General features: G+C 68.0%; 35 protein-coding genes. 17 read left to right on the forward strand and 18 right to left on the reverse strand.

The window, feature by feature from the left end; all coding sequences use genetic code 11:
• The first annotated feature begins 24 nt into the window (after positions 1-24).
• The 3 genes from ACGHX3_RS16560 (at position 25) to ACGHX3_RS16570 (ending at position 2,855) form a co-directional block, all read left to right on the forward strand.
• A complete protein-coding gene (locus ACGHX3_RS16560) occupies positions 25-774 on the forward strand; it encodes an SDR family oxidoreductase (protein WP_394695620.1) in 750 nt (249 codons plus the stop codon).
• Positions 768-2,183 (forward strand): efflux transporter outer membrane subunit, encoded by a 1,416-nt coding sequence (locus ACGHX3_RS16565; RefSeq protein ID WP_394695621.1) that lies wholly within the window; start codon positions 768-770, stop codon positions 2,181-2,183. The genes ACGHX3_RS16560 and ACGHX3_RS16565 overlap by 7 nt, the downstream gene beginning before the upstream one ends.
• A 174-nt stretch (positions 2,184-2,357) precedes the next feature.
• Positions 2,358-2,855 carry an acyloxyacyl hydrolase gene (locus ACGHX3_RS16570; RefSeq protein ID WP_162336703.1) on the forward strand — a complete coding sequence of 166 codons (498 nt, stop codon included), beginning with the start codon at positions 2,358-2,360 and terminating at the stop codon, positions 2,853-2,855.
• Positions 2,856-3,001: 146 nt separating this feature from the next.
• Here ACGHX3_RS16570 and ACGHX3_RS16575 read toward each other — a convergent pair whose 3' ends face one another.
• Entirely contained in the window at positions 3,002-3,508 is a 507-nt protein-coding gene (locus tag ACGHX3_RS16575) for a lipocalin family protein (protein ID WP_394697318.1), read from the reverse strand.
• Between the two features lie 153 nt (positions 3,509-3,661).
• On the reverse strand, positions 3,662-4,015 hold the full coding sequence (locus ACGHX3_RS16580; RefSeq protein WP_394695622.1) for a BON domain-containing protein: 354 nt from the start codon (positions 4,013-4,015) through the stop codon (positions 3,662-3,664).
• Positions 4,016-4,184: 169 nt separating this feature from the next.
• On the opposite strand from ACGHX3_RS16580, the gene ACGHX3_RS16585 reads away from it, so the two are divergent.
• Positions 4,185-5,225, forward strand: a complete 1,041-nt coding sequence (locus tag ACGHX3_RS16585; protein ID WP_394695623.1) for an oxidoreductase — start codon at positions 4,185-4,187, stop codon at positions 5,223-5,225.
• Between the two features lie 170 nt (positions 5,226-5,395).
• Here the strand turns inward: ACGHX3_RS16585 and ACGHX3_RS16590 are convergent, their stop codons facing one another.
• The 3 genes from ACGHX3_RS16590 to soxR are packed head-to-tail and all read right to left on the reverse strand — an operon-like array spanning position 5,396 to position 6,450.
• Positions 5,396-5,740 carry an HAD-IB family phosphatase gene (locus ACGHX3_RS16590; RefSeq protein WP_394695624.1) on the reverse strand — a complete coding sequence of 115 codons (345 nt, stop codon included), beginning with the start codon at positions 5,738-5,740 and terminating at the stop codon, positions 5,396-5,398.
• 21 nt (positions 5,741-5,761) lie between these two features.
• Positions 5,762-5,992 carry a haloacid dehalogenase-like hydrolase gene (locus tag ACGHX3_RS16595; protein ID WP_394695625.1) on the reverse strand — a complete coding sequence of 77 codons (231 nt, stop codon included), beginning with the start codon at positions 5,990-5,992 and terminating at the stop codon, positions 5,762-5,764.
• A complete protein-coding gene (soxR, locus tag ACGHX3_RS16600; RefSeq protein ID WP_394695626.1) occupies positions 5,989-6,450 on the reverse strand; it encodes a redox-sensitive transcriptional activator SoxR in 462 nt (153 codons plus the stop codon). The genes ACGHX3_RS16595 and soxR overlap by 4 nt, the downstream gene beginning before the upstream one ends.
• A 67-nt stretch (positions 6,451-6,517) precedes the next feature.
• On the opposite strand from soxR, the gene ACGHX3_RS16605 reads away from it, so the two are divergent.
• Together ACGHX3_RS16605 and ACGHX3_RS16610 are read left to right on the forward strand one after the other, a co-directional pair.
• Positions 6,518-7,090 (forward strand): NADPH-dependent FMN reductase, encoded by a 573-nt coding sequence (locus ACGHX3_RS16605; protein WP_394695627.1) that lies wholly within the window; start codon positions 6,518-6,520, stop codon positions 7,088-7,090.
• Between the two features lie 52 nt (positions 7,091-7,142).
• Entirely contained in the window at positions 7,143-8,990 is a 1,848-nt protein-coding gene (locus ACGHX3_RS16610; RefSeq protein ID WP_394695628.1) for an ABC transporter ATP-binding protein, read from the forward strand.
• A 185-nt stretch (positions 8,991-9,175) separates the two neighbouring features.
• On the opposite strand, the gene ACGHX3_RS16615 is transcribed toward ACGHX3_RS16610, so the two are convergent.
• The 6 genes from ACGHX3_RS16615 to ACGHX3_RS16640 all read right to left on the reverse strand — a co-directional run bounded on the left by ACGHX3_RS16615 (position 9,176) and on the right by ACGHX3_RS16640 (position 12,685).
• Complete coding sequence (locus tag ACGHX3_RS16615) at positions 9,176-9,613, reverse strand: hypothetical protein (RefSeq protein ID WP_394695629.1); 438 nt, start codon at positions 9,611-9,613, stop codon at positions 9,176-9,178.
• A gap of 89 nt (positions 9,614-9,702) precedes the next feature.
• A complete protein-coding gene (locus ACGHX3_RS16620; protein ID WP_394697319.1) occupies positions 9,703-9,900 on the reverse strand; it encodes a CPXCG motif-containing cysteine-rich protein in 198 nt (65 codons plus the stop codon).
• Positions 9,897-10,184 carry a DUF3247 family protein gene (locus ACGHX3_RS16625; RefSeq protein ID WP_394695630.1) on the reverse strand — a complete coding sequence of 96 codons (288 nt, stop codon included), beginning with the start codon at positions 10,182-10,184 and terminating at the stop codon, positions 9,897-9,899. Before ACGHX3_RS16625 ends, ACGHX3_RS16620 begins: the two co-directional genes overlap by 4 nt.
• Before the next feature lie 63 nt (positions 10,185-10,247).
• Positions 10,248-10,925, reverse strand: coding sequence for a type 1 glutamine amidotransferase domain-containing protein (locus tag ACGHX3_RS16630; protein ID WP_394695631.1), 678 nt, complete (start codon positions 10,923-10,925; stop codon positions 10,248-10,250).
• Between the two features lie 58 nt (positions 10,926-10,983).
• The gene (gene gnd, locus ACGHX3_RS16635; RefSeq protein ID WP_394695632.1) at positions 10,984-11,892 is read right to left on the reverse strand and encodes a phosphogluconate dehydrogenase (NAD(+)-dependent, decarboxylating); all 909 of its coding nucleotides are present in this window, start codon (positions 11,890-11,892) and stop codon (positions 10,984-10,986) included.
• A 94-nt stretch (positions 11,893-11,986) separates the two neighbouring features.
• On the reverse strand, positions 11,987-12,685 hold the full coding sequence (locus ACGHX3_RS16640; RefSeq protein ID WP_394695633.1) for an alpha/beta fold hydrolase: 699 nt from the start codon (positions 12,683-12,685) through the stop codon (positions 11,987-11,989).
• Positions 12,686-12,801: 116 nt separating this feature from the next.
• Between ACGHX3_RS16640 and ACGHX3_RS16645 the strand changes: the two genes are divergently transcribed.
• Together ACGHX3_RS16645 and ACGHX3_RS16650 are read left to right on the forward strand one after the other, a co-directional pair.
• Entirely contained in the window at positions 12,802-13,692 is an 891-nt protein-coding gene (locus ACGHX3_RS16645) for a TIGR01777 family oxidoreductase (protein WP_394695634.1), read from the forward strand.
• A 173-nt stretch (positions 13,693-13,865) separates the two neighbouring features.
• Positions 13,866-14,333 carry a GNAT family N-acetyltransferase gene (locus ACGHX3_RS16650; RefSeq protein WP_394695635.1) on the forward strand — a complete coding sequence of 156 codons (468 nt, stop codon included), beginning with the start codon at positions 13,866-13,868 and terminating at the stop codon, positions 14,331-14,333.
• A gap of 57 nt (positions 14,334-14,390) precedes the next feature.
• Here the strand turns inward: ACGHX3_RS16650 and ACGHX3_RS16655 are convergent, their stop codons facing one another.
• The 3 genes from ACGHX3_RS16655 to ACGHX3_RS16665 all read right to left on the reverse strand — a co-directional run bounded on the left by ACGHX3_RS16655 (position 14,391) and on the right by ACGHX3_RS16665 (position 16,167).
• Complete coding sequence (locus tag ACGHX3_RS16655) at positions 14,391-15,302, reverse strand: alpha/beta fold hydrolase (protein WP_394695636.1); 912 nt, start codon at positions 15,300-15,302, stop codon at positions 14,391-14,393.
• A 36-nt stretch (positions 15,303-15,338) separates the two neighbouring features.
• The gene (locus ACGHX3_RS16660) at positions 15,339-15,731 is read right to left on the reverse strand and encodes a low affinity iron permease family protein (protein ID WP_394695637.1); all 393 of its coding nucleotides are present in this window, start codon (positions 15,729-15,731) and stop codon (positions 15,339-15,341) included.
• 88 nt (positions 15,732-15,819) lie between these two features.
• Complete coding sequence (locus ACGHX3_RS16665) at positions 15,820-16,167, reverse strand: response regulator (protein ID WP_162337449.1); 348 nt, start codon at positions 16,165-16,167, stop codon at positions 15,820-15,822.
• Positions 16,168-16,316: 149 nt separating this feature from the next.
• Between ACGHX3_RS16665 and ACGHX3_RS16670 the strand changes: the two genes are divergently transcribed.
• The 3 genes from ACGHX3_RS16670 to ACGHX3_RS16680 all read left to right on the forward strand — a co-directional run bounded on the left by ACGHX3_RS16670 (position 16,317) and on the right by ACGHX3_RS16680 (position 18,592).
• Positions 16,317-16,691, forward strand: a complete 375-nt coding sequence (locus ACGHX3_RS16670; RefSeq protein WP_394695638.1) for an MmcQ/YjbR family DNA-binding protein — start codon at positions 16,317-16,319, stop codon at positions 16,689-16,691.
• A gap of 130 nt (positions 16,692-16,821) precedes the next feature.
• Complete coding sequence (locus ACGHX3_RS16675; RefSeq protein ID WP_394695639.1) at positions 16,822-17,235, forward strand: VOC family protein; 414 nt, start codon at positions 16,822-16,824, stop codon at positions 17,233-17,235.
• A gap of 91 nt (positions 17,236-17,326) precedes the next feature.
• The gene (locus ACGHX3_RS16680; RefSeq protein ID WP_394695640.1) at positions 17,327-18,592 is read left to right on the forward strand and encodes an RNA polymerase sigma factor; all 1,266 of its coding nucleotides are present in this window, start codon (positions 17,327-17,329) and stop codon (positions 18,590-18,592) included.
• Positions 18,593-18,607: 15 nt separating this feature from the next.
• Here the strand turns inward: ACGHX3_RS16680 and ACGHX3_RS16685 are convergent, their stop codons facing one another.
• Positions 18,608-19,126 (reverse strand): DUF1993 family protein, encoded by a 519-nt coding sequence (locus tag ACGHX3_RS16685; RefSeq protein ID WP_394695641.1) that lies wholly within the window; start codon positions 19,124-19,126, stop codon positions 18,608-18,610.
• Positions 19,127-19,265: 139 nt separating this feature from the next.
• Between ACGHX3_RS16685 and ACGHX3_RS16690 the strand changes: the two genes are divergently transcribed.
• Positions 19,266-19,784, forward strand: a complete 519-nt coding sequence (locus ACGHX3_RS16690; RefSeq protein WP_162337453.1) for an adenine phosphoribosyltransferase — start codon at positions 19,266-19,268, stop codon at positions 19,782-19,784.
• A 33-nt stretch (positions 19,785-19,817) separates the two neighbouring features.
• Here ACGHX3_RS16690 and ACGHX3_RS16695 read toward each other — a convergent pair whose 3' ends face one another.
• Positions 19,818-20,027, reverse strand: coding sequence for a hypothetical protein (locus ACGHX3_RS16695; protein WP_394695642.1), 210 nt, complete (start codon positions 20,025-20,027; stop codon positions 19,818-19,820).
• A gap of 346 nt (positions 20,028-20,373) precedes the next feature.
• Positions 20,374-20,856, reverse strand: a complete 483-nt coding sequence (locus ACGHX3_RS16700; RefSeq protein WP_394695643.1) for a transposase — start codon at positions 20,854-20,856, stop codon at positions 20,374-20,376.
• Between the two features lie 265 nt (positions 20,857-21,121).
• Between ACGHX3_RS16700 and ACGHX3_RS16705 the strand changes: the two genes are divergently transcribed.
• The 3 genes from ACGHX3_RS16705 to ACGHX3_RS16715 all read left to right on the forward strand — a co-directional run bounded on the left by ACGHX3_RS16705 (position 21,122) and on the right by ACGHX3_RS16715 (position 22,825).
• Entirely contained in the window at positions 21,122-21,784 is a 663-nt protein-coding gene (locus ACGHX3_RS16705; RefSeq protein ID WP_394695644.1) for an ECF-type sigma factor, read from the forward strand.
• Positions 21,785-21,945: 161 nt separating this feature from the next.
• A complete protein-coding gene (locus ACGHX3_RS16710; RefSeq protein WP_213605087.1) occupies positions 21,946-22,203 on the forward strand; it encodes a hypothetical protein in 258 nt (85 codons plus the stop codon).
• Between the two features lie 199 nt (positions 22,204-22,402).
• Positions 22,403-22,825, forward strand: a complete 423-nt coding sequence (locus ACGHX3_RS16715) for a hypothetical protein (protein ID WP_394695645.1) — start codon at positions 22,403-22,405, stop codon at positions 22,823-22,825.
• Positions 22,826-22,935: 110 nt separating this feature from the next.
• On the opposite strand, the gene ACGHX3_RS16720 is transcribed toward ACGHX3_RS16715, so the two are convergent.
• A complete protein-coding gene (locus ACGHX3_RS16720; protein WP_394695646.1) occupies positions 22,936-23,772 on the reverse strand; it encodes a hypothetical protein in 837 nt (278 codons plus the stop codon).
• Between the two features lie 161 nt (positions 23,773-23,933).
• Here ACGHX3_RS16720 and ACGHX3_RS16725 point away from each other — a divergent pair, with 161 nt between their 5' ends.
• Positions 23,934-24,386: a hypothetical protein gene (locus ACGHX3_RS16725; protein ID WP_394695647.1), complete on the forward strand. Its 453-nt coding sequence runs from the start codon at positions 23,934-23,936 to the stop codon at positions 24,384-24,386.
• A 99-nt stretch (positions 24,387-24,485) separates the two neighbouring features.
• Complete coding sequence (locus tag ACGHX3_RS16730) at positions 24,486-25,064, forward strand: mechanosensitive ion channel family protein (RefSeq protein ID WP_162337461.1); 579 nt, start codon at positions 24,486-24,488, stop codon at positions 25,062-25,064.
• Positions 25,065-25,083: the final 19 nt, after the last annotated feature.

Below are 25,083 nucleotides of genomic sequence, written 5' to 3' on the forward strand. Positions count from 1 at the left end.
CATCTACTCAAGCGAGGTCATGCCATGAACGTTTCTTCCAAGATCGCCCTCGTCACCGGTGCCACCCGCGGCATCGGTCGCGAGACCGTGCGTCAGCTGGCCGAAGCCGGCGTGCACACCCTGCTGGCCGGCCGCAATCGCGACAAGGCCGTGGAAGCCGTGCTCGATTTGCAGGCACAAGGCCTGCCCGTCGAGGCCATCGCGCTGGACGTCACCGACCCGGCCAGCATCGCCGCCGCCGTGAAGGAGGTCGAGCAGCGCCACGGCCGGCTCGACATCCTGGTCAACAATGCCGGCATCCTGGTCGATGACGCGACCAAGGGCGTGTCCGGCCAGTCGCTCGACACCTGGCGCACCACGTTCGACACCAATCTGTTCGGCCTGATCGAAACCACCCAGGCCTTCCTGCCCCTGCTGCGCAAGTCGAACGCGGGCCGCATCGTCAACGTCTCCAGCCTGCTGGGCTCGCTGTCCGAGCACCAGAATCCGGAGTCCTTCATCTACGGGTTCAAGGGCGTGCCGGCGTACAACGTCTCCAAGAGCGCGGTCAATGCGTGGACCATCCACCTGGCGCACGAGCTCAAGGACACCGGCATCAAGGTCAACACCATCCACCCGGGCTACGTGCAGACCGACATGAACAAGTCGGGCGACCAGCAGAACGGCGAGCTGTCCGTGCCGGAAGGCGCGCGCACCAGCGTGCAGCTCGCACTGATCGACAACGATGGCCCGACCGGCGGCTACTACTACTTCGACCAGGTGCTGCCATGGTGATCCGCCCGCTCGTCCTCGCCGTCGCCGCCGTGCTGCTGGCGGGCTGCGTGACCGTGGGGCCGGACTACGCGGCCCCGCAGACCGCGCCGGCCACGTTGCAGCAGGCCGGTGCCGTCGACTACGTGACCGACCATCCGGTCGCCGCGTGGTGGAGCCAGTTCGACGACCCGGTGCTCGACCAGCTGGTGCGCGAAGCCCTGCTGGCCAACCTCGACGTGCGCATCGCGGTGTCGCGCGTCAACGAGGCCCGCGCGGTGTTCTCCGAACGCCGCTTGGACCTCGCGCCGCACGTCACCCTGGGCGTCGAGGGCACGCGCAGCAAGCAGCCGGTCGACGGCCAGGGCCGCGTGGAGACGGATCGCTATTCCGCCGGCTTCGATGCCGCGTGGGAACTGGACCTGTTCGGCCGCGTGCGTCGCAGCGCCGAGGCCGCGCATGCGGACCTGCAGGCGCAACGCAACGACCTGCAGGCCGTGCAGGTCACCGTCGCCGCCGAAGTGGCGCGCAACTACTTCGAGCTGCGCGGCACGCAGAAGCGGCTGGACGTGGCGCGGCGCATCCTGCAGACGCTGGGCGAAACCCAGCGGCTGACGGAGTCGCGCTTCGACCTCGGTGCGGGCAGCCAGCTCGACGTGCAGAGCAGCCTGGCCCGCGTGCGCGCGGTCGAAGCCGAGGTGCCGATGCTCGAGGCGGCCGAAGGCCAGTCGCGCCACCGGTTGGCCGTGCTGGTCGGCCAGCGCCCGGGCGAACTGGATGCGCTGCTGGTCCCGCGCGAAGCCCCGGCCTTCGCCAAGGCGCTACCGATCGGCGACACCACCGAACTGCTGCGCCAGCGGCCGGACGTGCGTGCGGCGGAGCGGCGTCTGGCCGCTGCCACGGCCCGCGTCGGCGTGGCGACGGCGGACCTGTTCCCGCGGGTCAGCCTGCGCGGCTTCATCGGCTTCCTGTCCGGCGGCTGGGGCAACCTGGTCAATGGCGACAACCGCGCCTGGCAGGTGACGCCCTCGATCAGCTGGGCCGCGTTCGACATGGGCAGCGTCCGCGCGCGCCTGCGTGCGAGCGAGGCGCAGGCCGACGGCGTGGCCGCGCAGTACGAGCAGGCCGTGCTGGGCGCGCTGGAGGAAACGGAGAACGCACTGCTGTCCTATGCCAAGCAACAGGCGCAGCTGAAACTCAGGCTGGAACAATCCGTTGCCGCCCGCCGCGCAGCAGAACTGGCCGAAGTCCGGTATCGTGCCGGCTCGTCGGACTTCCTCACCCTGCTGGATGCACAACGCACGCAACTCGCGGCGGACGATGCACTGGCGCAGGCTGAAGCCGGCGTCAATGTCGGCGTGGTGACGATCTACAAGTCGCTGGGCGGCTGGGGGGAACAGGATGTCGCGCCCGCGCTGGCGGCGCTGCCCTGATACGTTTCCATCACGCCGTCTTTTCGATGGCGCATTGCATGCTGCGCCCACCACGGGCGCAGCCCACCCACTGATCGAGTGTCATCCGTGCCCGTTGCAGATCCTGTTTCCACCGCTGCTGTTTCCCACCGCCCTTCCCCACTCCCCCGCGTCGCCTACCGGCTGGCGCTGGGCATGATGTTGGCCGTCGCCGGCACGCAGGCGATGGCGACCGAACCGCGCACCGCCTGGTATGTACAAGGCGGCGTGGCCGAGGATGCCCAGTCGCTGACGGTCGGCGCCAGCCGCGACTGGCGCTGGGAAAAGCAGTACCGCTATGGCCATGTCAGCGGCCAGTGGCAGGGCGAGGTCGCCCGTTGGCACAGCGAGAGCCAGAACAGCACGCAGGTCGGCGTTACGCCGGCACTGCGCTGGCGCCCGAACGGCTGGCGCGAGGGCTGGTTCGTCGAGGGCGGTATCGGCGTGAACGTGATCTTCCCGAAGTACAACACGCGCTCGAAGGAATTCAGCACCACCTTCAACTTCGGCGACCACATCGCCATCGGCAAGCAGTTCGGCGCCGACCGGCAGCACGAATGGTCGCTGCGCTTCCAGCACTTCTCCAACGCGCGCATCGAGAACCCGAATCCGGGCGAAAACTTCCTGCAGTTCCGGTATACGCGCAGGCTGTAACCGAGGCATCGCTTCTCTGTAGGAGCGTAAGTCGCGACCGGAAACTACCAACACGTCGGCAACCTTCCGCGCGCGGCTTCCGACAACACCTTGCTACTCGTGCCGTGCGGTCGCGACTTACGTCGCTCCTACAGTCGCCACCGCGCTCAATGCAACGGTGCCGCCATGATCAGCGGCTTCAGGTCGTAGCCCATCGCCTCGGCCTTGGCTTTCAACTTGTCGAACTGCGCGCGATCCATCGTCGGTTCGCGCGACAGGATCCACAGATACTTGCGGTCCGGCTCGCCGACCATCGCCCACCGGTAGTCCGGATCCAGCGCGATCACCCAGTAGTCGGCCCACACCATCGGTACCCAGGACAGCCAGTCGGGCGCGAAGCGTACTTCCAACCGGCCGGGGTGACCTTCCACCGGACGCGCGACACCTTGCGACTGGTCCATGCTGCCGTCTTTGGTCTTACATGCATTGAGCACACCGATCTTGCCCGGCGCATCCAGCGAATACCGTGCGGTGATGTCGCCCACGCACTGGCGCTGGAAGAACATCGGCAGGTGTGCGATCTCGTGCCATTGGCCGGCATAGCGGGAGATGTCCAGCTGCGGCACCGATGTCACCGGTTCGGCCGCCTGCGCGGACAGCGTCGCGCAGGCCATCAGTGCGATCGCGGACAGTCGGGTCAGGCAACGGCGGCTCATCGGTCACTCCGGGCTATTGAATTGGCGGACGGCATACGTCCCGGACAGAGAAGCGGATGCATCCTGTGCCGGCATGCATCCGCTTCGTGCCACACACGCGATTAGAGGTGCTCAGCGCGAGACGAGGGTCAAGCCGCTGGCCTCGACGGACTTCACGCCTTTGATCTGCTTGGCGACGGCGATCGCCTTGTCCTTCTGCGCCTTGCTTGCGACGGCGCCGGACAGCGTCACCACGCCGTCGACGGTTTCGACCTTGATGTCGAGGCCCGAGACGTTCTCGGTGGCGAGCAGATCAGCCTTGACCTTGGTGGTGATCCAGGTGTCGGTCACCGGCTGGCTCGAATCGTTCTGGGCATTCTCCTCCGGCTCGTTCGGCGGATTGGCCGCCATCACGTGCGAGGCGGAGAACAGCAGCGCCGTCGACAGGGCGGCGGCGAGCAGCGAACGGCTATGCAGATGCTTCATGATCTTCCTCCTGGTCGTGTTGCGGAACGAGTGTCGGCGCCACGGCGTACAACACGCGTGAAAAATGCGGCTCCGTTCATGCCCGTGTTGCGCGGGATTCACGCACGTGCACGCCGGATCAACACGGCGCGTGCATTACCATGGCGTCCTGCCCGAGGACACGCTGCGCATGGATACTCCACTCAAGGTCGCACTGGTCGGCTATGGCTTCGTCGGCAAGGTGTTCCACGCACCGCTGATCCAGGCCACCCCCGGCCTGGCATTGCATACGGTGGTGTCGCGGGACGCTGAGAAGGTGCACGCCGACTGGCCCGATATCGCAGTGACGCCTGACGCGGACGCCGTCTTCTCCGATGCCCGGATCGACCTGGTGGTGATCGCCTCGCCGAACGGCATGCACGCGCCCCTCGCGATCGCGGCCCTGGCGCAGGGCAAGCATGTCGTCGTCGACAAGCCGTTCACCGTCACGCTGCAGGAAGCGCATGAGGTCATCGCCGCGGCGAATGCGGCGAACCGCCTGGTCAGCGTCTTCCAGAACCGGCGCTGGGATGCGGATTTCCTGACGGTGCAGCGGCTGATCGCCGATGGCGAACTGGGACGCGTGACGGAGTTCCATTCGCACTTCGACCGGTTCCGTCCCGCCGTGCAGGACCGCTGGCGCGAGCGCGACGAACCCGGTGGCGGACTCTGGTACGACCTCGGCCCGCACCTGCTCGACCAGGCGGTACAGCTGTTCGGGCTGCCTCAGGCGGTGAGCGCCGACATCGCGCGGCTGCGTGACGGCGCGAAAGCGCCCGACTACTTCGACGTCACGCTGCGCTACCCGGGCCATCGCGCCATCCTGCATGCGTCTGCGCTCGTCGCCGGCAACGGCCTACGTTTCGCGGCGCATGGCACGCAGGGCAGCTACCTCAAGCACGGGCTGGACGTGCAGGAAGACCAGTTGCGGGCCGGCGTGGTGCCGGGCACGGACGGCTGGGGCGTGGATACGCGCGCCGGTGAACTCGTGCAGGAACGCGAGGGGCGGCTCGTCGCCGCCGTCGCGCACGCCGAGGTCGGCGACTATCGCCGCTACTACGCAGGCATGCGCGACGCGATCCAACTCGGGCACCCCGTCCCGGTGACACCGCAGCAGGCGCTCGATGTCATGCGGCTGATCGAGCTGGGCATGCGGAGCAGCGAGGCGCGGCGGGAGATTCCACTGGAGTAGCTCGCCGCTTTTCTGTAGGAGCGACGTCAGTCGCGACCGCACGCCCTAAGGTCTGCACGACCTCAAGGGCGAGAATAGAGTTTCGTCGGCAAGGTCGCTTGACCCGGCGCCGACATCGATCAAGTTGCTCGGTCGCGACTGACGTCGCTCCTACAACAGCGCACGCCGACTCAAGTCACCGCCCGTCCGCGATACGTCCGGTGATGCGCCATCGCCAGCATCGCCCCATCTTCATGCGTATCGCCGTAGGCATGGATGGCGGCGTACGCCTGCGGATCGCACAGCGCCAGTACGCGCCGCACCTTCTCATCACCGACGCACTGCGGTCCGGCGTAGCCGCTGATGCGGCCGCCGCGCTCAGCCAGCACGGAGCACGCAAGTTCGAGACCCTGCGCGGCGCACCACGGCGCCAGGTAGACATCCAGCCCACCGGATACCACGACGATGCGGTCTCCCCGCTCACGATGCCACTGCAGCCGCGCCATCGCATCGGGCCGCAGCGCAGCCGGCAGCACGTCGCGCGCGAACGCCTCGCCTTACACGCGCAGGCGCGCTGCATCCATGCCCCGCAAACCCACCTGCACGATGCTGGCCCGGGTCGGGTTGCCGGCCACCCAACCGCGCCGGTAGCCGAACACGATGGGCGCCAGCAGTACAGCGCCGGCCAGCAGTCGCGGGCGTGGCACGGCGTAGCGCATGAAATCGGGAAACGTCTCGCGCGTGGTCAGCGTGCCGTCGAAGTCGAACAGGGCGAGATCCACCGTCACGCGTCCTCCAGCAACCGCGCTCCCGGCCCGTCCTCCCTCAGTTCGTCCCACGGATTGCGCAGCGGGCAGACCTTCAGCGACAGGCAGCCGCAGCCGATGCAGCCATCCATCTGGTCGCGCAGGCGGGTGAGGCTGGCGATGCGCACATCCAGTGACTCGCGCCAGCGCGCGGAGAGCTTCTTCCAGTCGGCGGCGGTGGGCGTGCGGTTCTCGGGCAGCGACGACAGCGCGGCCTGGATTTCCGCCAGCGGAATGCCGGTACGCTGCGCGACCTTGATCACCGCCACGCGCCGCAGCACCTCGCGCGGATAGCGACGCTGGTTGCCGCTGTTGCGCCAGCTGTGGATCAGGCCCTTGGCCTCGTAGAAGTGCAGCGTGGACACTGCGACGCCTGCGCGCGCGGCGACCTGGCCGACAGTGAGCTCCGTTTCGATGGGGGGATGCTGTTTTCCCGGCATGGCGCATTGACCTCAAGATTGCTTGAGGTTCTACCCTGCCCTCCCGCTCTCCCGCAAGCCCCCTCCGATGTCCGATCCCCTGCACCTGGCACTGCTGTACGGCAGTACACGCGAAGGCCGGTTCTGCGGCACCGTAGCCGAGTGGCTGCGCGCCCAGCTCGACCTGCGTCGCGATTACACGGTCGATGCAATCGATCCCGCCCTGCTCGACCTTCCGCATCGCCACGGTGGCGCGCCGAGCGCCGACCTGGTGAACTTGCAGCAACGCATCTGGCGCGCCGACGCCTTCGTGGTGGTGGTGCCGGAGTACAATCACGGCTACCCGGCTGCGCTGAAATTCGTGATCGATTCGGTCCAGGCCCACTGGCAGGCCAAGCCGGTCGCCTTCGTCGCCTACGGGGGCCACAGCGGCGGCGTCCGTGCGGCGGAACAGCTGCGGCAGGTGTTCTCCGGCCTGCACGCGGTACCCGTCCGCGACGGTGTGTACTTCAGCCAGGCGTGGGACCGTTTCGATACCACCGGCCGTCCGCATGCGGCCGAGGCCAGCGAACGCGCCGCGCGGCGCATGCTGGACCAGCTCGCCTGGTTCGGGCATGCGCTGAGGCAGGCGCGCGCCGCATGGCCCTACCCCGCCGGCTGAGCCGGCATGTTTTTTCCGGCGCGCCGATGCGCGCCCACGATGGACCGACCCGATGTTCCGATTCTTCGAAACCCGCATCAATCCGTATCCGAAGGGCGAGCCGACCACGCCGCCGCGGAAACTGCTGCCGTTCCTGCTGCACTACTCGCGCCCGCTGCTGCCGTGGCTGGTGGTGATGTCGGTGCTGACCGGCGTGATCTCCGCGCTGGAGATCACCTTCTTCGACTACATGGGCCAGCTGGTCGACTGGATGGGCAACACCGGCCGCGACAGCTTCCTGCAGGTGCACGGCGAGAAGCTGCTGTGGATGGGCGTGCTGGTGGTGGTCGCCTATCCGCTGCTGGTGCTGGTGCAGTCACTCGTCATCCACCAGACCATCTTCGGCAACTACCCGATGATCGCCCGCTGGCTGTCGCACCGTTACCTGCTGCGGCAGAGCGTGGGCTTCTTCCAGGACGAATTCGCCGGCCGCATTTCGCAGAAGGTCATGCAGACCGCGCTGTCGATCCGCGAGACGGTGATGAAGCTGATGGACGTGTTCGTCTACGTCGTCGTCTACTTCGTCGGTACTGTGGTGCTGGTGGCGCAGGCCGACCTCTGGCTGGTGCTGCCGCTGGTCATCTGGCTGGTCAGCTACCTGGTGCTGGTGTTCCACTTCGTGCCACGCCTGCAGAAGGTGTCGATGGCGCAGTCGGATGCGCGCGCGCAGATGACCGGCCGCATCGTCGACAGCTACACCAACATCCAGACCATCAAGCTGTTCGCCCACACCATGCGCGAGCAGGATTACGCGCGCAACGCCATGGACGAGTTCATGGTGACCGTGCACGCGCAGATGCGGCTGGTCACCCAGCTGACGGTCGCCCTGCACACGCTCAACGCCTTCCTGCTGGCCAGCGTGGCCGGCGTGGCGATCTGGGCCTGGCTGCAGTCGTCGATCTCGATGGGCGCGATCGCCGTCGCCATCGCACTGGTGATGCGTATCCGCTCGATGTCGGACTGGATCCTGTGGGAAGTGGCCGGCCTGTTCGAGAACATCGGCACCGTCGAGGACGGCATGGGCACGCTGGCGCAGCCGCTGGCCATCGCCGATGCGAAGGACGCGAAAGACCTGGACGTCACCCAGGGCGAGATCCGCTTCGACCACGTCCAGTTCCACTACGGACGCGAGGCGAAGGTCATCGACGACCTGTCGCTGGTGATCAGGCCGGGCGAGAAGGTCGGCATCGTCGGACGTTCCGGTGCGGGCAAGTCGACGCTGGTCAACCTGCTGCTGCGCTTCTACGACGTGGAAGGCGGCCGCATCCTGATCGACGGCCAGGAGGTCTCGAAGGTCACGCAGGAATCGCTGCGCCGGAACATCGGCATGGTCACCCAGGACACCTCGCTGCTGCACCGCTCGATCCGCGACAACATCCGTTACGGCCGCCCGGACGCGACGGAAGCGGAACTGCTTGAAGCCTCGCAGCGCGCGCATGCGGACGACTTCATCCAGGGCCTGACCGACGCCAAGGGCCGCAGCGGCTACGACACCCAGGTCGGCGAGCGCGGCGTGAAGCTGTCCGGCGGCCAGCGCCAGCGTGTCGCCATCGCCCGCGTATTGCTGAAGGACGCGCCGATCCTGGTGCTGGACGAGGCGACCTCCGCGCTGGATTCGGAAGTCGAAGCCGCCATCCAGGAGCAGCTGTACGCGCTGATGGAAGGCAAGACCGTCATCGCCATCGCGCATCGGCTGTCCACCATCGCGGTGCTCGACCGGTTGATCGTGATGGACGGTGGCCGCGTGATCGAGAGCGGCAGCCACGAGGAACTGCTGCAACAGGATGGCCTGTATGCGGCGCTGTGGCGCCGGCAGTCCGGCGGTTTCATCGGCGTGGATCTGGAGGATCCGGAGGTCTGAATTCCCTTCTCCCCGCGCGGCGGGGAGAAGGTGGCCGGAGGCCGGATGAGGGGCGAGCGCGATGTCAGGCCGATACTCGCGTGTCTCCGACGTTGGAAACGATCCGTTCACATCGACGATGCGGACTTCGTCGCCCCTCACCCGCCTTCGGCACCCTCTCCCCGCTGCGCAGGGAGAGGGACAAGTCACGACAGCCAGCCGCGCGCCTTCGCCTTGTTGGCGTACCACAGCAGGAACAGCGCGATCGCCACCAGCACGACGGGCATTACCAGACCGGCAGGACCGTACGCCGCCCAAGCGGGCGTCACCACGAACGCACCGATCACCTGGATCAGCAGGGCCGCCAGCGACGCCAGCAACATCGTGCTCGCCCACCGCTTTTTCAGCAGCAGCCCTAGTCCGCCCAGCACGCCCGCGAACACCGCCACCGCGAAGACGATGTTGATCCAACCCGGCGTGCCTTCGTACACCTGCCGCTGCGCTTCAGGCAGCATCGCCAGCTGCTCGGCCGTCATGTTGACCTGCAGATACCACATCGCCACCCCGATCAGATTCCAGACCAGCGCGAATACCGCGACGATCCAGTACCCCACCGAGCGCTTCGTACCCGTCGTGGTCGTCATTTCTCCCCTCCCCAGAGTCATTGTGGGACCGGAAAGGAGGATAGCGCCGCGTGTCGCGATACGGGCGTTACGGTCTGTGCGATGCGCTGTCAGGCGTCGTCCTGACCCCACGCCGCCACGTCGACGGTGCCGTCTTCATCCACACTTACCCTGACTTCGATCGGCTTGCAGCAGACATGGCAGTCCTCGATGTACTGCTGGTCGCCCGCGGAATCGTCGACCGCCAGCGTGATGGTCTCCCCGCAGTACGGGCAGGCGATGTCCGCGGTGGGCAGCGGCGGCATCAGGCCGATCCCAGTGCGGTCACGGACGCGATCCGGTCCAGCCACAGGTAGTGGGTCACGTCCGGGCGGGTGTGGTCGTCGATGCGCACGACCGCGTTGAATCCCTCCCGGCCGTCCGCATCGCGGAACACCTGCACGGTGGGACGCGCGGGGACGACGCCGGTGATCGCACCGCCGTCGGTCAAGCGGATCTCTACCCTCGCTTCGTCGGGCAGTTGCCGGATCAGGGCTTCCATGCGGGCGATGTCGGTCTGCTGCGTGTAAAGATGCTCCGGCCCGTCCGTCATGTCCTGCTCCCCTCTATCGGTGACGCACCCTAGCCTGCCAAGGGTAAGGTGCCGTGAATGCGGTCAGCGCAGAAGACGCAGCACTTCTTCGGCTGCCGCTTCCGAGGACGCCGGATTCTGTCCCGTCACCAGCCGGCCATCGGTCACGACGTGCACCTGCCATGCCGCACCACGCTCGTAGCGCGCGCCGTTCTGCTTCAGCACGTCTTCCAGCGAGAACGGCACGATATCGGCCAGGCCCACGGCGGTTTCCTCTTCGTTGGAGAATCCGGTGACGCGCTTGTCCTTCACCAGCGGCTCGCCGAGCGCACCATGCGTGTGGCGGAATACCGCCGGGCCGTGGCAGACCGCCGCCACCGGTTTGCCGGCGGAGAAGGTCTGTTCGATCAGGCGTATCGAGTCCGCGTCTTCGGCCAGGTCCCACATCGGGCCATGGCCGCCGGGATAGAAGACCGCATCGAACGTGTCGTCCACCACGTCCTTCAGGCGACAGGTCGTCGCCAGTGCCGACAGCGCGTCGGCGTCCGCATTGAAACGTACGGTGGCGGCCGTCTGCGCATCGGGCGCATCGCTTTTCGGATCCAGCGGCGGCTGGCCGCCCTTCGGCGAGGCCAGCACGACGTCCGCGCCCGCCTCCTTGAACACGTAGTACGGCGCGGCGAATTCCTCCAGCCAGAAGCCGGTCTTGTGCCCGGTCTCGCCCAGGCGGTCATGCGAGGTCAGCACCATCAGGATCTTCATCGGCGGCTCCCAAAATCAGAGCCGCCACCCTAGCGGCGAAGACGATAAGACCGAGTGATCAGTCCTGCGTCCTGACCGCGTGGCCGCCGAACTCGTTGCGCATCGCCGACAACAGCTTGTCGGCATAGGAATCGTGCTCGCGCGAACGCAGGCGCTCCAGCAGCGACATGGTGATGACGGGCGCCGACACGTCCAGGTCGATCGCCTCGGCCACCGTCCAGCGGCCCTCGCCCGAGTCCGACACGAAGGGCGCGATGCCGGCCATGTCCGGGTTCTTCTTCAGCGCATCGGCCGTGAGGTCCAGCAGCCACGAGCGCACCACGCTGCCGTGCCGCCAGATCTCCGCCAGCGCGCCCAGGTCGAAGTCCATCGCCTCCTTCTTCTTCAGGATGGCGAAGCCTTCGGCGAAGGCCTGCATCATTCCGTACTCGATGCCGTTGTGGATCATCTTGGCGAAGTGGCCGGCGCCGCTCGGCCCCACGTGGCCCCAGCCCGTCTCCGGGGTCGGCGCCAGCGTGGCGAACACCGGCCGCAGCGTGGCCACGGCGTCGGCATCGCCACCGATCATCAGGCTGTAGCCCTCGGCCAGGCCCCACACGCCGCCGCTGGTACCGCAATCGACGTAGCGGATGCCGGCGTCGGCCAGTTCGCCCGCGCGCTGCTGGCTGTCCTTGTAGTTGGAATTGCCGCCGTCGATGACGATGTCGCCGGCCGACAGCAGCGGACGCAGCTGCGCCAGCGTGTCGTCGACCACCTGCCCGGCCGGCACCATCAGCCACACCACGCGCGGCGACGGCAATGCCGACACGGCGTTCTGCAGGGTCGCGTGCGGGACGATGCCGCGCGCCTCGGCCTGCTGGCGGGCCGCGTCGCCGGGATCGTAGCCGCGCACCGTGTGGCCGCCGCGCACCAACCGTTCGGCCATGTTGGCGCCCATGCGCCCCAGTCCGATCATCGCCAGTTCCATGTGTACTCCCGCCTGTCCGAAAGAAAAGAAGAATGGCCGCCATTGTCCGCGCTTGCGGGCGCGTCTGCTTGCAGCGGCGTGCGCGGAGCACGCGTCATGTCGCCGTCAACCAGTCGCGCAGCACCGCCGCCGTTTCCTGCGGCACCTCCATCGGCGGCAGGTGGCCGCAGCGTGCGAACACGTGCAGCCGCGCGCCGGGAATGCGGTCGTGCATCAGCCGGGTTTCCTCCGGCAGCGTCATGCGGTCGTCCTCGCCCACACCCAGCAGCGTGGGCACGGCGATCGCCGGCAGCAGCGGCTCCGAATCGGGCCGGTCGATGATGGCGCGCTGCTGGCGCAGGAAGGCATCGAGGCCCACGCGCTGCGCCATCGCCATCACCTCCTCACCCAGCGCGCTGTCCACGCGGCTCTCGTGGACGAGCTGCGGCAGCAGCTTGCGAGTGACGCCGGCAAAGCGTCCCGCCTCCGCCATCGTCAGGCCGGCCTGCCGCACCAGCCTGCGCTTGGGTGGATCCAGCCGCGCGCTCGTGTCGAGCAGGGCCAGCTTCGCCACGCGCTGCGGTGCCTGCCGCAGGATCTCGAACGCAACGTAGCCGCCCATCGACAGTGCCGCCAGCATGAATACCGGCGGCGCTGCGGCCAGGACCCGCGCCGCCATGCCGGCCATGCTGTCGTCCCTGGTCAGGTCGGCGTGGTGCACGGTCGCGACATCGGCCAGTTCGGCCGCCGGATCGCGCCACAGGCGCTCGTCGCACAGCAGGCCGGGGAGCAGGAGCAGGGGAAGCGACGCCATGCGCGTAGTGTAGTCACCCGACTCCCAACTGACCGGCGATCGCCGCCCACGGTCCGTTCCACATCCGCAACACGCCGCCGTGCGTAAGCTGGCCCTCATTCCCCACGAGGCGCGCCATGCACGTCCTGATCACCGGCGGCACCGGCTTCATCGGCCATGCCCTGTGCGAGCACCTGCTGCAGGCCGGTCACGCGGCGAGCGTGCTGACGCGCGATCCCGCCGGCGCCCGCGCACGGCTACCGGCCGCCACGCGCGTGCTGGCGACCCTGGACCAGGCGCGCGACGTGGAAGCGGTGGTCAACCTGGCCGGCGAACCGCTGATGGCCGGTCGCTGGAACGCGGCGCGCAAGGCCGAGTTCCGCCGCTCGCGCCTGGAAACCACGCAGGTGCTGATCGCGTGGATGGCCAGGCAATCGGCACGTCCGCGCGTGCTGGTCTCCGGTTCGGCGATCGGCTACTACGGTCCGCGCGAAGAGGAAGCGCTGGACGAATCCGCGACACCGGGTGGCGACTTCGCGGCACAGCTGTGCCGCGACTGGGAGACCACGGCGATGCAGGCCGAAGGCCTGGACGTGCGCACCTGCCGCGTGCGCACCGGCATCGTGCTGGGCATGGACGGTGGTGCGCTGGCGAAAATGCTGCCGCCGTTCCGCCTGGGCCTGGGCGGACCGATGGGCGATGGCCGCCAGTGGATGAGCTGGATACACCGCGACGACCTGGTGCGGATGATCGCGTGGCTGCTCGACAACGACCGCACCGGCGGCGCCTACAACGGCACCTCGCCGGTGCCGGTGACCAACCGCGACTTCGCGCGTGCGCTGGGCAGGGCCCTGCACCGACCCGCCGTGCTGCCGACACCGGCCTTCGCGCTGAAGGCGGGCTTCGGCGAGATGGCGCAGCTGTTGCTGACCGGCCAGCGCGTCCTGCCAGCGCATGCGCTGGCGGAGGGCTTCGTATTCCGCTTCCCGACGCTGGAGACCGCACTGGCGGATCTCGTGCACCGCTGACCCTGCCGCACGGTCACACGCGCAGGGGGGAGCTGCGCGGCTTTCTGGTCCTCGCGACATCCGCGATGAGAGAATCGCAGCCCGTTCCGGTCCCTGCGATCGAGGTCGATGAAGGCAAATGCGGGTCCTGCGGGAACGCGCCACGACCGTCCGACCGTCCACACCTGCCGCCCATGCCTGCCCTTCGCCCGTACCATCCCGCCGACGCCATCGCCCTGACCGACCTGTACGCCCGCTCCGTGCGGCACTACGGACCGCGCGCCTACACCCCGGCCCAGGTGGCGGCGTGGGCAGCGACCGCGGATGTAGCCCGCACGGCGGCGCGATGCAGCGACGGACGCCAGGTGTGGGTGGCGCAGGATGAGGCCGGTGTCGTGCTGGGCTTCGGCGACCTGGAAGCCGACGGCCACCTGGACATGCTGTACGCCGCACCGGAAGCCGAGGGCCTGCACGTCGGCTCGCTGCTGTACGCCGCGATCGAAAGCCATGCATGCGAGCAGGGCATGGAACTGATCTTTGTCGAAGCCAGCGAACTCGCCCGCCCCCTGTTCGAACGCCGCGGCTTCACCCTGCTCGGACGCAATGACCTGCTGCTGGACGGCGTGGCGATCCACAACTACCTGATGGGAAAGAGGCTGTAGACGCGTTGCAGGCGGGGATCGCGTTGCGCTCCATACCCGGCTTCGGCATGGCCACGGTCAATGGCCGGAGCTCTCCACCAGGCCGGACGCAATGCCCTGCGCGGCGCCCTGCAGGAAGTCCTGCAGATGGTCGTGCCCATCGGCTTGCAGGCCGTGATCCGCGCCCGGATACACCACCAGTCCGATGTTCTTCTTTCCCGCCGCCTGCGCCGCACGCAGCACCTCGTGCGCGGAGGCGGCCGGCACACTGCGGTCTCGCTCGCCGATCCCGATCAGCACCGGGATATCCAGCGCCAGGTAGTCGCCGAGCGGAGCGTGGTCGAACGTGTCGAACCAGTACCGATAAGGGTGGCCGAGCCACGTCTTGCCGGTGCTGTCGGGATAACGTGCGATGTCCTTCCATGCGGCGTCCACGGCCTCGGTGCCCAGCAGGGAGGACAGGTTCTCGCGCATGCTCCAGCCGCCATCGCCCACGATGACCAGATGCGTGATGTCGGACCGCGAGCGCGCAGCGCGGACCGCCAGCGCCCCACCCTCCGAACCGCCTACCAGCACAACCTTCTTCCAGCGCCGCGGTTCTTCGTCGAGCGTGCGCGAGATGAACTCCATGTAGTCCGCCATCCACTGGCGTGGCGTATTGCGCGCGTTGAAGGCAGGCGAGCACGATGCTCCTCCACCGTCGCCGACGGCACCCGTCTCCACATGGCGCTTGTTGAGTGCCAGGTAACGCGCCTTGATGCCCATGCCCTCGGCCAACCGCGGAAGCCAATACTTGCCGAGGTCGGCACAACCGGATCCTCCATACGTGAGCACCAGGGTATCTGCCGCCGGCTTCTCGCCCACGAAGATCTCGCGCGTGCCGGCTTCTCCGCCCTCCACGAAACGAAATGTCCCTTCCTGCGGAGCGGACTGCGCCTCCCCCGTTACTGGCAATCCTATCGCTGCGAGCAAGAACCAGGCCGTCTTCATGCCGCCTCCGTCATCCTTGAAATCCTTCCCCGCGGATCATCGCATCCTCCGCCCATCACGCGCATCCCGCGCCTGCCGGGCCATGTCTTCGTAGCGGGCACGCAGCGCGTCCAGTTCGGCTTCTTCCAGTTCCTCGAGATCCAGCAGCGCGTCGTCGGCACGGCGCGAGACGCGGATCAGCTCGTCCAGCTTGATCTGCATGGCTTCCGTGTCGCGGTTCTGCGTGCTCTGGATCAGGAAGACCATCAGGAAGGTGATGATCGTCGTGCCGGTGTTGATGACAAGCTGCCATGTATCGCTGAAACCGAAGAGGGGGCCGGTGATCGCCCACACCACGATGATGCCCAGCGCCAGCGCGAAGCACGATGGCCGGCCGGTGAAGGTGGAGGCTTTCTTGGCGAGACGGGTGAAGGCGGACTGCTGGGCCATGGCGCGCTCCTCGGTGGGGTTCGCGGAGTGTCGCCGATCCGAACGCGAGGGTGTAACGGCGTCGTTCCAGGCCGGCAACCGCCTCCGCTCACCGCGGCGACAGCACGTCCAGCAGCAACGGCACGCTGAAGGGTTTGGTCATCAGCAGCGTGCCGGTGGGCAGGTCGCTCATGTGCTCGCGGGCATGGCCCGATACGACGCACACGGTGACGGCCGGCTGCAGGCGCCGGGCTTCCGACACCACCGCGGCGCCGGTGACGCCGGGCATGTCGTAGTCGGTCACCACGCAGTCGTAAACCTGCTGCTGCAGTAGCGCCCGCGCCGTCGTGCCGCAGGACGCCTGGGTGACGCGATGGCCGGCCAGTTCGAGGGCTTCGGCCACCATGGTGCGGTGCCGATCGTCGTCGTCGACGTAGAGAATGCTGAGTTCGGTCATGGACCGACTTTGCGGCAGGACCACGCGAACCCGGCGTGAAAGCGCGACTGCACGGCGACGGGATGCGCGATGCGACCCGAGGGCCGGGACTGTCCGCAACGACGCATCGATGACATCCGCGCGACGCCCCACGGGGCTAGCATGCACGCATGGATGTCGCCGCCCTCAAACGCCATTGCCGTTCGCTGCCCGGCAGCGTCGAGCAACGCTATGCAGACCCCGCGAACATCCTGACCTATGCGGTGGGCGGCAAGCGGTTCGCCTACTTCAAGACCAGCGAGCCGGAGCGCTGGCGATTCAGCTTCAAGGTGGCGCCGGAGCGCTTCCTGGAGCTGACCGACCAGCCCGGCATCAAGCCGGCGCGCTGGCTGGGCATCCACCGGTGGATCACCGTGGTGGATGTCGCGTCGGTGCCGACCACCGAACTGAAGGCGCTGGTGGCATGGTCCTACGGCTACGCCTGGGACCGGCTGACCCGGCGCCAGCGCGCGGCGATCCTGGCCGACAACGCCCCGACCGGCTGAGCGCCGCTTCCGCGAATGAAATCCCGCCTGCCGACATGTCGATTCCGGGGCCGCCGGATCGTCGCGTACAGGAAGGCCATCCCGGCGTCGTCCGGCGCCACCGCGACACCCACCACCCAAGGAGCACGACATGAACGTCAATCCCTACCTGATCCTCAATGGCGACTGCGAAGCCGCCTTCACCTTCTATGCCCAGGCCACCGGCGGCGAGCTGGGGCCGATGATGCGCTTCGACGGCGCCGAGGGCTGCGAGGATTTTCCTCCCGAGCACAAGCAGAAGATCATGCACACCAACATCACCTTCGGACAGACCGTGCTGATGGGCTCGGACAACCATCCGGCGTATGCGTACGAGGGCGTGAAGGGCTGCTCGGTGTCGCTGTCGGTGGACAGCATCGCGGACGCCGAGCTCATCTTCGGCGCGCTGTCGGCCGGTGGCCAGGTGACCATGCCGCTGGCGCAGACGTTCTGGGCGGTGCGCTTCGGCATGCTGGTCGACAAGTTCGGCGTGCCGTGGATGATCAACTGCGAGAAGGATGCGTGATGCCTGCGCGGGGATGTCGTGCGCACGCTGACGCTCCTGCCCGCTGCACTGCGGCTTTTTCCCGCCGCGGTGCCGTGGTGTGATGCACGGCATGTCGACCTCTCCTACCCATCGCGCGATCGACGCCGTCTGGCGTATCGAATCGGCGCGCGTGATTGCCGGTCTGGCGCGCATGCTGCGCGACCTGGACCTGGCCGAAGAACTGGCGCAGGACGCGCTGGTCTCCGCGCTGGAAACTTGGCCCCGTGACGGCGTGCCGGACAATCCGGGGGCATGGCTGATGACCACCGCCAAGCGCCGCGCCATCGACCGGCTGCGCCGGCTGCAGTTGCTCGACCGCAAGCATGAGGAACTGGCGCGCGAGCTGGACGACGCGCACGAGGAGCGGCGTGCGCGCGACGAGGATGCGCTGGACCACGACATCGACGACGACCTGCTGCGGCTGGTGTTCGTGTCGTGCCATCCGGTGCTGTCGATGGAGGCGCGCGTGGCGCTGACGCTGCGCCTGCTGTGCGGATTGACCACGGACGAGATCGCACGCGCATTCCTGACCTCAGAGCCGACCGTGGCGCAGCGCATCGTGCGGGCCAAACGCACGCTGGCCGATGCCGACGTCGCGTTCGAAGTGCCGCGTGGCGAGGAACTGCACGAGCGGCTGGCCTCGGTGCTGGGCGTGGTCTACCTGGTGTTCAACGAAGGCTACTCGGCCACCAGCGGCGACGGCTGGATGCGACCGGCGCTGTGCGAGGAAGCGCTGCGGCTGGGCCGCATGCTGGCGGCGCTGGCGCCCCGCGAACCGGACGTGCACGGCCTGATCGCGCTGTTGGAAATCCAGGCCTCGCGCCTGCCCGCGCGCGTCGGCAAGGACGGGGCACCGGTGCTGTTGCTGGACCAGGACCGCAACCGCTGGGACCGCCTGCTGATCCAGCGCGGCCTGGAGGCGCTGGCGCGCGCCGAGCGTCTGGGTGGCGCGTTCGGCCCCTACGCGTTGCAGGCCGCCATCGCCGCCTGCCACGCGCGTGCGCACACCGCCGATGCCACCGATTGGAACCGAATTGCGACGCTGTATGCCGCACTGGCGCAGGTGAACCCGTCGCCCGTGGTCGAACTCAACCGTGCGGTGGCGGTCTCGATGGCCACCGGCCCGGCCAGCGCGCTACCACTGGTCGACAGGCTGCTCGACGAGCCGGAGATGAAGCACTACCACCTGCTTCCCAGCGTGCGCGGCGACCTGCTGTTCAAGCTGGACCGCCGCGACGAAGCGCGGGTGGAGTTCGAGCGTGCGGCAGGCATGACGCGCAACGAACGTGAACAGGCCCTGCTGCTGGCGCGCGCGCAGGCGTGCGTCGCCGGGTGACACTGCATTGCGCGATCAGGCGGCGGGACCGAGATAGTCCAGCTTGCCCAACGGCACGCCACGGTGGCGCAGGATGGCGTACGCGGTGGTGACGTGGAAGAACAGGTTCGGCAGCGCGAAGCCGAGCAGATAGCCGCGCCCGTCGAACTGCAGATCGCCACGCGTGCGCGTGGACAGGGTGACCGCACGCGTTTCGCTGCCCTGCAGCGCGGCCTCGTCGAACGTGCGCAGGTAGTCGGCGACCGCGTCCAGGCGCGCGTAAAGCGCCTCGAATGTGGTTTCCACATCCTCGAAGCGTGGCGACTCCACGCCGGCCAGGCGCGCCGCGCCGAACTTCGCGGTATCGGTCGCGAGTTGCACCTGCCGCACCAGGGGAAACATGTCCTCGTACAGGCGGGCCTGCAGCAGCGCGCCCGCGTCCTCGCCATGTTCGCGGGCGTGCGCCTCGCCCTTCTCGAGGATGTGGCGGAGGTTGCGCAACGCCCGCAGGAACGCGGGGACGGAGGCCTGGTACATCGACAGGGGAGCGCTCATGGGAAGGTCAGGAAGTGAAGGTCGCGGAAGCATAGTCGCCAGTGCGCATCCTGATTAGCAGGCATTGCCGGGAGAATGCATCCCATGGCAGGCGGGCGGTGTGCGGTAGCATCGGCGCCCTCCCGCCTGCGAGCCTCCCATGTCCGCCTGGACCGACCTGCTTCGTGATATTCCCGACTTTCCCCAGCCCGGCATCCTGTTCAAGGACATCACGCCCGTGCTGGCGGACGCGGGCGCCTTCGCGGAGGCGGTCGCGGCGATGGCCGCGCCTTGGCGCGGCATCCGCCTGGACGCAGTCGTGGGCGTGGAGGCGCGCGGCTTCATCCTCGGCGCTGCGCTGGCACGCGAACTCGACGTCGGCTTCGTGCCCGTGCGCAAGCCGGGCAAGCTGCCTGGGCATACGCTGTCACTCGACTACGGACTGGAATACGGACGCGACCGCCTGGAGATCCACGCCGATGCCATGCCCGCCGGCGCGCGCGTCATCGTGATCGACGACGTGCTGGCGACGGGTGGCACCCTGAAAGCGGCGGTGCAGCTGGTCGAACGGCAAGGCGCGCTCGTCGTCGGCACCGGGGTGCTGGTGGAACTGGGCTTCCTGGCGGCACGCGCCACCTGGGACCACGCCGCTCCGCTGCATGCGGCGGCGGTCTACTGACCGCTCGCAGGCCGCGGCCCGCAGTGTGCCCGGTCAGTCCGGCACGCGGGTGATGTAGGCACCGGTGCCGATGATCTGGAAGGTGTCGTTGTCGACACGCCGCACATGGCTGCCGTCTTCCAGCACATAGGCGGGCGCTTGGGGCCCGCTGCCACCGGACATGCCAGTGTCGCCGCTCCGGATCACCTGAATGCGGCAACGACGGCCTGCGGAATCCTCGGCGGTGAAAACATGCGTGGTCATGGGGCCTCCTGCGTGCAGGGATCGGGCCACGACGATAGGCCATGGCGTGTTAAGCGCATCGAAGCGGAATGTCATCGATCCGTGCAAGCCGGAAAAAGAGAGGGGAGGCATTGCACCTCCCCTCGGCGCCTGAGCGCGACGCCGTCCATGTGTCGGGCATGGACGGCGATGGGCACACCCGATGGGGATCGGAATGGACCCACCTAGCCGCGGACGGGGGTACGCCCGCGGATAGCGGTCTGCGGATGAACGTCATGGAGGCTTTCCGCCTCCGGCACGCCGTTCCGCGTGTTCTGCAGCAACGTCCCCTACCTATTCGCACTGCCTTGCACGTCACAGGACATGGTCAGGAAGCGCGCATCGCCCGGCTGAGGTACTTGGTGTTGTTGCGCTGCAGGTAGCGTTCGATCAAGGCATGCAGATCGAGGGCGCGCTGGTCCTGCGGGTCAAAATGCGCCAGCACCTGGGCCCAGTTGCCGTCCTGCGCCCACCGGATGAAACGGACATAGATGCCGTGCCAGGAACCGAAGTCCCGTGGCAGATCCGACCAGTAGGCGCCGGTCTGGGCGACCCACAGCACCGCCTCGATGAACCGGCGCGCGTTGCCGCCATGGCGCGCCCGCGCGCCGACGCGGCCCGGCAAGGCATTCATCAGCTGCTTCCACTCCTCCGCCGTCAGGCGCTCGGTGATGGGCCACTGGCTGAGCGCCCTGGGACCGACGCCTTGAGGAAGGGGCCAGTGCGCCGGCAGCGCAACCGCCAGCGCCTGCGGCTCATCCGCCGCATCGCCGTCCTTCCGCGCAGTATCCACCGCGTCCTCATGCACCATGGGTCGCTCCCTTTTCCGCCGCGGCGATGTCCCCCGTCCCGATCGGCGCCATTGCCGACGCCACTACCGCACAGACCTTCCTCGAACTACCCATGCCGTCCTCTTGTGGATCCCGCTCTTCCGATACCTGCACCCCGCATTCCCGGCTCCCTGCCCCCCGTTCCCGGCATGTCGGCGGACGAAGCAGGGGTTACGGCCTGCTTGACGGCCCCGGGAGGGGGTTATTTGTAAGGAACGAGATCGTGATGACAGGCACATTCCGGACATGACAGGGCGGCGGGACATTGAGGGGATCGGAACCGGCGCGGAGGACCTGCCGGGCTCGCTCGACGTGGCCGCCATACCGCCCGCGGACCCGGATTCCGTCACCCAGCTGCTGGGGGAGGTCGAGAAGGGCGAGTCCGGCGCCTGGAACCGCATCTACGCGCTGCTGTACCGCGACCTGCACCAGATCGCCCGGTCGCAGATCCGCCAACAGCGGCGCGGCCACGTGCGCTCGCCCACCTCGTTGATCAGCGAGACCTGGCTGAAGCTGGCCAGTGCCGACTTCAGCGTGGAGAACCGCGCACACCTGGTGGCGCTGGTCGCGCGCGCCATGCGCTTCGTCCTGCTGGACGAGGTCCGTCGCACGCTCGCGGAGAAGCGGGGCGAAGGCATGGACCTGCTGCCGCTGGACGAGACCACCGAACCGGGCCAGAGCTCACGGCTGGAGCAGTTGCTGATCCTCGACCAGGCCCTCAACGACCTGGCCAAGCTGGATGCACGGCTGGCACAGGTCGTGGAGATGCGCTATTTCGGCGGGCTCAGCGAACTGGAAATCGCGGGCGTCCTGAAGGTGACCGAACGCACCGTGCGCCGCGACTGGCGGAAAGCGCGCGCCTTCCTGTTCAGCCATCTCGGCGAAGGCGAACTGCCCGACCCCGTCTGAGTCCAGCGGCAGTGCGCCGCGGGTGTACGTCCGGAAAGACCTTCCGGCAACGAATGCTCAGACGTGCACCGCCGACTCCCACCTCCGCCGTTCCTCTGCCGTGCCGCGTCCTTGCCGGCGCCGATGCAGGGGCATGCCGCCACAGCCCGAACGGCACGCGCATGAAGCAGGCCACGGCACTCGCGATGGACCTGTTCAGCGTGTACAGCGAGATGTCGGACGACGACCAGGCCGGCGCCCTGGCAATCCTCAGGACCATCGACCCCCTGGTTCACGACGCGCTGGTCCAGTTGCTGGTCACGGACGCACTGACGCACGAGCTCGATGCGCCGCCCTGGCACGGACGCCCCTCCTCGGCTCGGGCGGCAGTCGGGCTTCCTGACCTGCCGCAGGACAGCACCGACACGACGCGGGGCTGACCCGCGGACGCGATGACCGGCGCGGCGCTGTGGCGTGCGTCGCACTTCGCATCACACTCGTCGCGGCATGCGGTCACTCTCCTGCCTTCGGCGCGAGGCGCGGATCTGGAATTGAGACAGCGTTGGCAGCCGCCCCACCGGGGGGGCTCGCTAGCATGGAGCCCTGCTGTCGAACCCCCTGCCCGCACAAGGAGTGCAGATGACGATCCATGCCGCCGCCGCCTTCGCCGGCACCTGGCACCTGCTGCCCGAGCAGTGCGACTACCAGCTCGGCCGCGCACCGCGCGCCGGCCACTACCGGCTGGCGTGCGCGGACGACGGCGCGCTGTCGATCGCGTCGGAATGGCTGGGCAGGAACGGCAAGCGCCACCGCGCGGCCTTCGACGGCAGGGCCGACGGCACGCCCTACCCGTATCACGACACCCCGCACGCGGACGCGCTGAGCTTCGAGTCGGTATCGCCCACCCAACTCCACTCGACCACCTGGCGCGACGGCCAGGAAGTGCAGTGGTCCGAACGCGAACTGGTGGATGCCGACACGCTGGTCATCCGCATGCGCGGCCACCTGAGCGACGGCCGCAGCTATACCAACGTGGGCGTGTTCCGCCGGCAGGACAGCTGACGTCATCCGCTCGGTCGGCGGCGATCCGGCCTGCCAAACGAAAGGGCGCCCCGAGGGCGCCCTTTCTGCTTGCGGAAAACCGGACGGAGATCGTCCGTGGCAATCCGGCCTCAGCGCGTCTGCACGCAGTTCTGCAGCCACAGCACGCGCTTGAAGTCGTCGTAGCGCAGGAACTGGCCCTTGAACACTACGCGGTCGCCCTTGCGGAACGTCAGTACGTTGGCCAACTGGTTCGGCTTGAACAGGCATGCGACGCCCACGCGCGGCTCGTTGTCGCCGGGCACCTGCAGCAGGCCCGTGCCCGGCTGCGGAATCTCGAACGAGACGTTGTAGTCCTCGCCATCCTCCTGCACGTAGTCCACGCGGCCGCGCAGCGCGTAGTTGCGGCCCTTGTGGCGTGCGGTGACGGCCACCGCGTTGCCCTTGGCTTCCCGCGCGATCTCGCGCGAGAACACGTAGACGTCCTTCACCGTCACGTCGGCGTTGTTCTGCGTCTTCGCGCCCTGTGCCGCCGCGGCGCGCCCTTCCTTGCCGCCCTTCATCTTGGCGAGGATCTCGCACATGTAGGGCCGCATCGCATCCTGCTTGGCCAACTGGCCCTTCTCCGTCTTCACTGTCATCTGCACCACTGCCGCGCCGCCTTCCTGGCTGATGTTGATCAGCGTCGGGATCGCGCGCGTAGTGCCGGTGGAACGTTGCTCGACCAGCATCGCGCCGGTCTCGACGTCTTCGGTGATCACGTCCATCTTCTCGCCGATCATGATGCCGCGCATCTGGCCCATCGCGTCCTTGACCGACAGGTCCGGCACCGTGACCCGGCTGGAGAAATCGTTGCCCGAGAAGATGCTGCCGGACTTGCTGAAGTTGTCCTCGCATTCACCCGCGCTGGCGGCGGGCGCCACACTCGACAGGGCGAGCGCGATGGCGGCAAGTAGCTTGTAGGTCATGTGGTCCTCACAAAGTGGAAGTAGCGGGCATCCCGGACGCCACGCGTCATGCTTCCGACCGCTGGGGTCCGTCCCCGTCACATTCTGGCAAGCCCGGGTAGCGCGCGACAAGCGGCGCACCCTTAGAATCACGCTCCCACGTCAAATACCTGTCAAACCGCATGGTCGCCGGATGCCCGACGCACGTACGCCGCCGCACCCTCCGCGCCGCGACCGCCATCGGCCTGTTGTCTCTCGCGTGCAGTGCGCAGGGCGACGACCAGGCCACGCCCCGCACCCTGCCTGCGGACGTCCAGGCCGACGTCAACACGATCGCGCAACAGCTGTCCGAGGTGCGCGATGCGGACGCGCCGCTCGCCTGCGGCAAGGCGGTCGACAATGCGCGGTACGGCGTGGAGACCATGCTGGAGGTCGGCGAGAAGAACCTGCGGGCCGGCTATATGACCCAGGCCGCCTACGATGGCATGGCGCCCGCCCTACGTTCGCTGCTCGTCGCACTGAGCCTGCAGGACTGCGAATCCGCCAGCGGCGTGCGGCGCGATTTCTACCAGTGCATGTCCAGCGACTACAACCACGTACTCGCCTGCGGGAAGGCGCATCCGTTCGAACCCTGAGGTTGACCCTGCGCATCCGCGCCCTCACCCTTCCGGCATGATCCAGCACGCCTGTCCCACCCTACAGTTCGCGTCTTCCGTCTCCACGGAGGCCTGCTGATGTCGTGGCCCGCATTCAACGGCTGGCTGCAGGAAGGCGCGGCGGTCGCCATCCCGATCGCCCAGGCGCTCGCGATCCTGCTGGGCGCATGGGTGCTGCTCCGTGTGTTGCGCATCATCGTGCGCCGCATCTGCGACAGCTACCACCTGCCGGCCCAGGTGGCGGTCAGCGCGCGGCGGCTGCTGGGCGTCCTGGTCTATATGTCCGCCGGCATGCTGGCCCTGGGCCGGCTCGGCGTATCGGGCAGCGTGCTGTGGACCGCGCTGACCGGCTTCACCGCGGTGGCCGCCGTCGCGTTCTTCGCCGCCTGGAGCGTGCTGTCGAACATTTTCTGCAGCGTGCTGATCCTGACCACGCGACCGTTCCGGGTGCACGACCACATCGAGGTGCTGGAGAACGGCGACAAGCCGGGCCTGCGCGGCCGCGTGATCGATATCAACCTGCTCTACACCACGCTGCTGGAAGAGGACGCCCTGCGCGGCGACACCGTACTGCAGATCCCCAACAGCCAGTTCTTCCAGCGCACCACACGGCGCTGGCGCTCGGGCTCGCCACCGGCCGCCTCCGCACCGGAGTAAGGCCCCGCCGCGTCAGAGG

Source organism: Pseudoxanthomonas japonensis, assembly GCF_043632995.1.
In the GTDB taxonomy this organism is placed as follows: Bacteria; Pseudomonadota; Gammaproteobacteria; order Xanthomonadales; family Xanthomonadaceae; genus Pseudoxanthomonas_A; species Pseudoxanthomonas_A japonensis.